We start from the raw sequence: 7,873 nt of genomic DNA on the forward strand, positions 1-7,873 counted from the left end.
ACGCCGGGGCCCGGACACCGTGACGCGGTGTCCGGGCCCCGGTGCGCGTCTTCCGCCCAGCCCGTGGGTCCGCCGCTCGGGGCATCCCCGGGCGGCGCGTGCGCGCCGTGTGATGCGCGTGGGGAAAGCGGGGTGCGGCGCCCACGTGCCGTGCCCCATAATGGCGTCGGCTCCCGGTGCGGAGGCCGCGGATACTTCTGGAGCGGGGCACTGCCCCGTGTTGAAAGGACCCACCGCGGCCGGACATGAACTCGGGAGCCGTTTCGGTGTCCGGCGCCGCTGTCGGTGGCGTCTGGTAGGAATTTGGCTGTGAGCAGCGACGACGAGCGTTCCGACGAGCCCGAGGCCGGGGCCCCGGAGCAGCTTGCGCTGATCCGGGAGACCGTGCGCCGGGCCAAGGTGCCGCGCGCCAAGCCCCGGACCTGGCGGGGCGCCCCGCTCGCCGCGGAGCTCCCGGTCGCCCGCGTCCTGGTGAACAAGGGCGCGCTCCATCTCGACCAGTACTTCGACTACGCCGTCCCCGAGGAGCTCGACGCCGACGCCCGCCCCGGCGTCCGGGTCCGGGTGCGCTTCGGCGCCGGGGGACGGCAGGTCCGCGGCGGAAGGCGCGAGGGCGGCGGCCTGATCGACGGCTTCCTGATCGAGCGTCGCGCCTCCTCGGACTATCAGGGCGCCCTCGCCGCCCTCGCCTACGTCGTCTCGCCGGAGCCGGTGCTCGGCCCGGAGCTGCTGGAGCTCTCGCGGGCCGTGGCCGACCGTTACGCCGGCAGCCTCGCCGATGTGCTGCAGCTCGCCGTGCCGCCCAGGAACGGCCGGGCGGAGTCCAAGCCTTCGCCCGCGCCCCTGCCACCGCCCCCGGCCCCGGAACCCGGCACCTGGGAGCGCTACACCCAGGGGCCCGGATTCCTGCGGGCGCTCGCCGAGGGCAGCGCGCCCCGGGCCGTGTGGACCGCGCTGCCCGGACCGCACTGGCCCGAGGAGATCGCCCGCGCCGTGGCCGCCACCCTCGCCTCGGGACGCGGCGCGCTCGTCGTCGTGCCGGACGGGCGCAGCGCCGGGCGGGTCGACACCGCCCTCACCGGGGTCCTGGGGGAGGGCCGGCACGCGTTGCTGACCGCCGACTCGGGCCCCGAGAAGCGCTACCGCCAGTGGCTCGCGGTCCGGCGGGGCTCGGTGCGCGCGGTGGTCGGGACCAGGGCCGCGATGTTCGCGCCCGTCGCCGATCTGGGGCTGGTGGCCGTCTGGGACGACGGCGACTCCAGCCACAGCGACGACAACGCCCCGTTCCCGCACGTCAGGGAGGTCCTGGAGCTCCGGGCCGCGCACGGCAGGTGCGCGTTCCTGCTGGGCGGGACGAACTGCACGGTCGAGGCCGCGCAGCTGGTCGAGAGCGGCTGGGCCCTGCCCCTGCGCGCGGACCGGGAGCAGCTGCGGATCGCCGCGCCTCTCGTGCGTACGGTCGGGGACGGAGAGCTCGCGCGGGACGGCGCGGCCCGCTCGGCGCGGCTGCCCAGCCTGGCCTGGCAGACCGTGCGGGACGGCCTGCGCAGCGGCCCGGTGCTGGTCCAGGTGCCGCGCCGCGGTTACGCCCCCCGGCTGGCCTGCGAGCGCTGCCGGGAGCCCGCACGGTGCCGTCACTGCGCCGGGCCGCTCCAGGCCCCCGATCAGCGGGACCTCGACTGTGCCTGGTGCGGGCGGGCCGAGACGGCCTGGACCTGCGTGGCCTGCGGCGGAGTGCGGCTGAGGGCACAGATCGTCGGGGCCCGCAGGACCGCCGAGGAACTGGGGCGGGCCTTTCCCGCCGTTCCGGTGCGGACGTCCGGCCGGGACCATGTGCTGGACTCCGTGCCGGGCCAGCCCGCTCTGGTCGTCAGCACCCCGGGGGCCGAGCCGGTGGCCGAGGGCGGTTACGCCGCCGCCCTGCTGCTGGACGGCTGGGCGATGGTGGGCAGGCCCGACCTGCGGGCGGGCGAAGAGGCGCTGCGCCGCTGGACGGCCGCCGCCGCACTCGTGCGCGGTCAGCCCGAGGGCGGCACGGTCGTGATCGTGGCCGAGCCGACCCTGCGGCCGGTCCAGGCACTGGTCCGCTGGGACCCGGTCGGCCACGCCCGCCGTGAGCTCGCGGAGCGGGCCGAGCTCGGATTCCCGCCCGTCTCCCGGATGGCTTCGGTGACAGGCCCCGCCGAGGCGGTGGCCGCCTTCCTCGCGGGGACCGAGCTGCCCCCCGAGGCGGAGGTGCTCGGCCCGGTGCAGGTGCCGGGCGGCGCTCCCGGCAGGCCCCGCAGGCAGGGGGACGCCCCGCCGGGCGAGACCTGGGACCGGGCGCTGGTCAGGGTTCCGCCCGGGCGCGGAGCTGCTCTGGCATCCGCGCTCAAAGCGGCGCAGGCAGCCCGTACGGCCAGGGGCACCGGAGATCCGGTGCGGATCAGGATCGATCCGCCGGACATCGGCTGACGGAACCGGTGCCGCGAGCCGCGCCATGGGACGCCGGGGAGGCGAGGAGGGCCGTCGCCCCCGGGGTCAACCGTTGCGCGGGCCGGGGAACGCTCCCGGCCGCTCCGACGGCTGTGGCGGCATGGAGCGGGCCGCGGGCACGACGGGCAACGCGGCGGACGAGCCCTGCGCCGTGGGCAGCGGGCGGGTCACGGTCTCGGGAGCCTGCTCCGCCGAACCGGGCTGCGGGGCGTTGCGGCGAGCGCCGTAACGGCGGTGCACCGCCTGCTTGGTGACCCCGAGCGCGGAACCCACCGCGTCCCACGAGAAGCCCAGCGAGCGGTCGAAGTCCACCGCCGCCGTCACCAGCGTCTCGACGCTGTCCCGCAGTTCCTGGGCGAGCCGGACCGTCGGGGCCGGCGCCCTCCCGTAGACGACGAAGCCCGCGGAGGGGCCGGAGCGGCGCGGACGGTAGACGTTGCCCAGCTGCGCAGTGAGGGTGCGCAGGGCGTCCACCTGCCGCCGGACCCGCTCGATGTCCCGCACCAACAGATGCAGGCTGGCACGCGCTTGGGCGTCATGGGTTGCGTGGTCGGCCATGAAGAAGCCTCTCGAACCGGCGTTGAAAGGGATCGGACCGCGTGAGGGCGGTCCACTTCGGTCAATCTCACTTGACCAACGCGTCACCCGGCCATGTGGTCACGCAACAGGGGCGTATGTGCACGTGCGCGGGGCGCGCGCACCCCCGCACGCTCCCCGTCACCGCACGGCCCCGGGTCTGCGTACGCTCCCCGGGGCCGGGCCCCGGGGAGCTGTCGTCGTGCGCCCGCCAGGGATGACGGGACAGCCCTTAGACTGGTGTGCTGCTCGCCACGTACGTACCGGCCCGAGAGGCAGTCCGCCACCCATGAAGCTCGTCTTCGCAGGCACCCCCGAGGTCGCCGTTCCCGCCCTGGACGCCCTGATCGCCTCCGAGCGCCACCAGGTGGCCGCCGTGGTGACCCGACCCGACGCCCCGGCCGGGCGAGGGCGCAGGCTCGTCGCCAGCCCCGTGGCCGAGCGCGCCGAGGAGGCGGGCATCGAGGTGCTCAAGCCCGCCAGGCCCCGCGACGAGGACTTCCTGGCGCGGCTGCGCGAGATCGCGCCGGACTGCTGCCCCGTGGTCGCGTACGGCGCCCTGCTGCCGAAGACCGCGCTGGACGTGCCGGCCAGGGGCTGGGTCAATCTGCACTTCTCCCTGCTGCCCGCATGGCGCGGGGCCGCGCCCGTGCAGCACGCGGTGATGGCCGGGGACGAGGTCACCGGCGCCTCCACCTTCCTGATCGAGGAAGGGCTGGACTCCGGGCCCGTCTACGGGGTCCTCACCGAGGAGGTCCGGACCACCGACACCAGCGGCGACCTGCTCACCCGGCTCGCCTTCGCGGGCGCCGGGCTGCTCGCGGCGACCATGGACGGCATCGAGGACGGCACCCTGCACGCCGTCCCGCAGCCCGCGGAGGGCGTGACCCTCGCACCCAAGATCACCGTCGAGGACGCCCAGGTGCAGTGGTCCGCGCCCGCGCTCAGGGTCGACCGGGTGGTGCGCGGATGCACCCCCGCCCCGGGGGCATGGACCCTCTTCCGGGGGGAACGCCTCAAGCTGGTCCAGGCCGTGCCTGTCCTGGACCGCACCGACCTGGCCCCGGGCGAGCTGTCCGCCGGCAAGAACAACGTGTACGTGGGCACCGGCTCGCACGCCGTGGAGCTCCTCTGGGTCCAGCCCCAGGGCAAGAAGCCGATGCGGGCCGCCGACTGGGCCCGCGGAGTCCGCATCGCCCACGGGGAGCTGCTGGGCCTCTGAGGTCCGCGAGGGCCCCGGGCTCCAGGCGGGGGCCCGGGTGCCGCCACGGCCCAGGGACGGCGCCCCGGGAGGCGACGTACGGTGGACGGCGCCCCGGGGCGGGCGACGTACGCTGGACGGGTTCGCCCCCTCACCATCAGCGGAGCACCTTTCACGTGAACGACCAGCAGCGACGCCGTCCCGCCAAGCCGCACCGCCGTCCCCAGAAGGACCCGGTCCGCTTCCTCGCCTTCGAGGTGCTCCGGGCCGTCGACGAGCGCGACGCCTACGCCAACCTCGTCCTCCCCCCGCTGCTGAAGAAGGCACGCGCCAAGGGCGACTTCGAGGGCAGGGACGCGGCACTGGCGACCGAGCTGGTCTACGGGACGCTGCGCCGGCAGGGCACCTACGACGCGATCGTCGCCGCCTGCATCGACCGGCCGCTGCGCGAGGTCGACCCGCCGGTGCTCGACGTGCTCAACATGGGCGTCCACCAGCTGCTCGGCACCCGCATCCCGACCCACGCCGCCGTCTCGGCCAGTGTGGAGCTCGCACGGGTGGTGCTCGGCGAGGGCCGCGCCAAGTTCGTCAACGCGGTGCTGCGCAAGGTCACCGCGCACGACCTCGACGGATGGCTGGAGCGCGTCGCCCCCTCGTACGAGGAGGACGCCGAGGAGCACCTCTCCGTCGTCCACTCGCACCCCCGCTGGATCGTCTCCGCGCTCTGGGACGCCCTGGGCGGCGGCCGGGCCGGGATCGAGGACCTGCTGGAGGCGGACAACGAGCGGCCCGAGGTGACGCTCGTCGCCCGCCCCGGCCGCTCCACCACCGACGAGCTGCTGGACGCCCTCGGCGAGGAGAGCGGCCTGCCCGGCCGCTGGTCGCCGTACGCCGTGCGGATGGCCGAGGGCGGCGAGCCCGGAGCCCTGGCGGCCGTGCGGGACGGCAGCGCCGGTGTGCAGGACGAGGGCAGCCAGCTCGTCGCCGCCGCCCTGGCCAACGCGCCGGTCGAGGGCGACGACACCCGGTGGCTCGACGGCTGCGCCGGCCCCGGCGGCAAGGCCGCCCTGCTGGCCGCGCTCGCCGCCGGACGCGGCGCGACCCTGCTCGCCGCGGAGAAGCAGCCGCACCGCGCACGGCTCGTCGAGCGCGCGCTCGCGGGCAACCCCGGGCCGTACCAGGTGATCACCGCAGACGGGACCCGGCCGCCGTGGCGGCCCGGCTCCTTCGACCGGGTCCTGATGGACGTGCCCTGCTCCGGCCTCGGCGCGCTGCGCCGCCGCCCGGAGTCCCGCTGGCGCCGCCGAGCCGAGGACCTGGAGAGCTTCGCCCCGCTGCAACGCGGTCTGCTGCGCGAGGCGTTGAAGGCCGTACGGGTCGGAGGGGTCGTCGGATACGCCACCTGCTCCCCGCACCTCGCCGAGACCAGGGTCGTCGTCGAGGACGTGCTCAAGGGGCGCGGCGGCGCGTCCGCCGAGGCCGAGTGGATCGACGCACGCCCGCTGCTCCCGGGCGTGCCCGCGCTGGGCGACGGGCCCGACGTCCAGCTGTGGCCCCACCTGCACGGCACGGACGCGATGTACCTCGCGCTGCTGCGCCGCACGGGCTGAGCGCGGGTGGAATAGCCGGGAATGCGCGAACCGTAATGATCCCGTGAGGCTTTGAGGCGCACCGAGGCGGGGAAGTGGCCCGGAGCATGGCAGGCTTGGGTGCATGGCCCAGATCAACCCCAGCATCCTGTCCGCCGACTTCGCACGTCTCGCCGAGGAGGCGAAGGCCGTCGAAGGCGCCGACTGGCTCCATGTCGATGTCATGGACAACCACTTCGTGCCCAACCTGACGCTCGGCGTTCCCATCGTGGAGGCGCTGAGCAAGGCCACGGACACCCCGCTGGACTGCCACCTGATGATCGAGAACGCGGACCGCTGGGCGCCGCAGTACGTCGAGGCCGGCGCGGGCTCGGTGACCTTCCACGCGGAGGCCGCCGCCGCGCCCGTGCGGCTGGCGCGGGAGATCCGGGCCAAGGGGGCGCGCGCCTCCATGGCGCTGAAGCCCGCCACGCCCATCGAGCCGTATGAGGACCTGCTCCCCGAGCTCGACATGCTGCTGATCATGACCGTGGAGCCGGGATTCGGCGGCCAGGCCTTCCTGGACATCATGCTGCCGAAGATCCGCCGCACCCGTGAGCTGATCTCCAAGCACGGTCTCGAACTGTGGCTCCAGGTCGACGGCGGTGTGTCCGCCTCCACCATCGAGCGGTGCGCCGAGGCGGGCGCGGACGTGTTCGTCGCGGGTTCGGCCGTGTACGGGGCCGAGGACCCGGCCGAGGCGGTGCGGGCGCTGCGCGCGCAGGCGGAGACGGCCACCGCCGCCGCCCCCTGGGCGTGCGGCCACTGAGACAAGAGCAGATGAACGCGGCCCGACGGGCCGGATCAAGGATCGCCGGATCTGACAGGATGAACGGCGTATCGGGCGTGTGAACAGCAGTGAGGAGATCGCGGTGTCTGGCATCTCGGCGGGTCGGTCAGCCATGCGGATGGGACCCGCGGAGCTGGTGCAGGCGGCGGCCATGGCCCGCCGGTTCTACCTCGAGGGAAAGTCCAAGATCCAGATCGCCGAGGAGTTCGGCGTCAGCCGCTTCAAGGTGGCCAGGGTCCTGGAGACCGCCCTCGAGCGTGATCTCGTACGGATCGAGATCCGGGTACCGGCGGAGCTGGACGCGGAGCGCTCCGACGCGCTCCGGGCACGCTACGGCCTGCGGCACGCTGTCGTGGTCGAGTCCCCGGCGGAGGAGCAGGACGACGCGGCCGACCCGGAGAACCTGGGTGAGGTCGCGGCCGAGCTGCTCGGCGAGCTGGTGAACGAGGGCGATGTGCTGGGGCTGGCCTGGGGCCGCTCCACCATCCACATGGCGGCGGCGCTGGACCGGCTGCCGCCCTGCACGGTCGTGCAGCTGACGGGCGTCTACGACGCGGGGACGGCCGAGCGCGGCTCGGTCGAGGCGGTCCGCCGCGCCGCGCAGGTGTCCGGCGGCGAGGCGCATCCCATCTACGCGCCGATGCTGCTGCCCGACCCGGCGACGGCGGCGGCGCTGCGCCACCAGACGGGTATCGCCCGCGCCTTCGAGTACTTCGACAAGGTGACGGTCGCCGCGGTCTCCATCGGATCGTGGGAACCCGGGATCTCCACCGTCCACGACATGCTCTCCGACGAGGAGCGCGGCCACTACGCCTCGCTCGGTGTGGCGGCGGAGATGTCGGCGCACCTCTTCGACGCGAACGGACGCAGGGTCGGCCGGGACCTCGGCGAGCGGTGCATCACCGTGGAGGCCGACAGGCTGCGCCGGATTCCCGAGGTGGTGGCCATCGCCGGGGGCCAGCGCAAGGCCGCCGCGATCGGTGCGGTGCTGCGCTCGGGCCTGGTCACCAGCCTGGTCACGGACACGGCGGCGGCCGACTACCTCCTGACGGAGTCCGCCGCGGGCCTGCGCCCCGCCCTGGAGCGGGCCGACCCCGACGACTGAGCCGGCGACGGTTGACCTTGGTGGCGACCGCGTTGAAGTCGCGCTCCTCGGGGTTCACGTGGTCGGTGCCCACGATCTTGCCGCCGAGCTTGGTGAAG

6 protein-coding genes are annotated in these 7,873 nt (G+C 74.8%); 5 read left to right on the forward strand and 1 reads right to left on the reverse strand.

Annotated elements, in window-relative coordinates; all coding sequences use genetic code 11:
• The first annotated feature begins 309 nt into the window (after nt 1–309).
• Nucleotides 310–2,454: a primosomal protein N' gene (locus ACWCQM_RS39760; protein WP_450919943.1), complete on the forward strand. Its 2,145-nt coding sequence runs from the start codon at nt 310–312 to the stop codon at nt 2,452–2,454.
• Between the two features lie 66 nt (nt 2,455–2,520).
• Here the strand turns inward: ACWCQM_RS39760 and ACWCQM_RS39765 are convergent, their stop codons facing one another.
• Nucleotides 2,521–3,033: a hypothetical protein gene (locus ACWCQM_RS39765; RefSeq protein WP_450919944.1), complete on the reverse strand. Its 513-nt coding sequence runs from the start codon at nt 3,031–3,033 to the stop codon at nt 2,521–2,523.
• Between the two features lie 307 nt (nt 3,034–3,340).
• Between ACWCQM_RS39765 and fmt the strand changes: the two genes are divergently transcribed.
• The 4 genes from fmt (at nt 3,341) to ACWCQM_RS39785 (ending at nt 7,775) form a co-directional block, all read left to right on the forward strand.
• Entirely contained in the window at nt 3,341–4,273 is a 933-nt protein-coding gene (fmt, locus tag ACWCQM_RS39770) for a methionyl-tRNA formyltransferase (protein ID WP_450919945.1), read from the forward strand.
• Nucleotides 4,274–4,428: 155 nt separating this feature from the next.
• The gene (locus tag ACWCQM_RS39775; RefSeq protein ID WP_450919946.1) at nt 4,429–5,862 is read left to right on the forward strand and encodes an RsmB/NOP family class I SAM-dependent RNA methyltransferase; all 1,434 of its coding nucleotides are present in this window, start codon (nt 4,429–4,431) and stop codon (nt 5,860–5,862) included.
• 103 nt (nt 5,863–5,965) lie between these two features.
• Entirely contained in the window at nt 5,966–6,649 is a 684-nt protein-coding gene (gene rpe, locus ACWCQM_RS39780) for a ribulose-phosphate 3-epimerase (protein ID WP_267076824.1), read from the forward strand.
• A 133-nt stretch (nt 6,650–6,782) separates the two neighbouring features.
• Complete coding sequence (locus tag ACWCQM_RS39785) at nt 6,783–7,775, forward strand: sugar-binding transcriptional regulator (RefSeq protein ID WP_450919947.1); 993 nt, start codon at nt 6,783–6,785, stop codon at nt 7,773–7,775.
• The last annotated feature ends 98 nt before the right edge of the window (nt 7,776–7,873 follow it).

It is taken from the genome of Streptomyces sp. NPDC002125, from assembly GCF_053593715.1.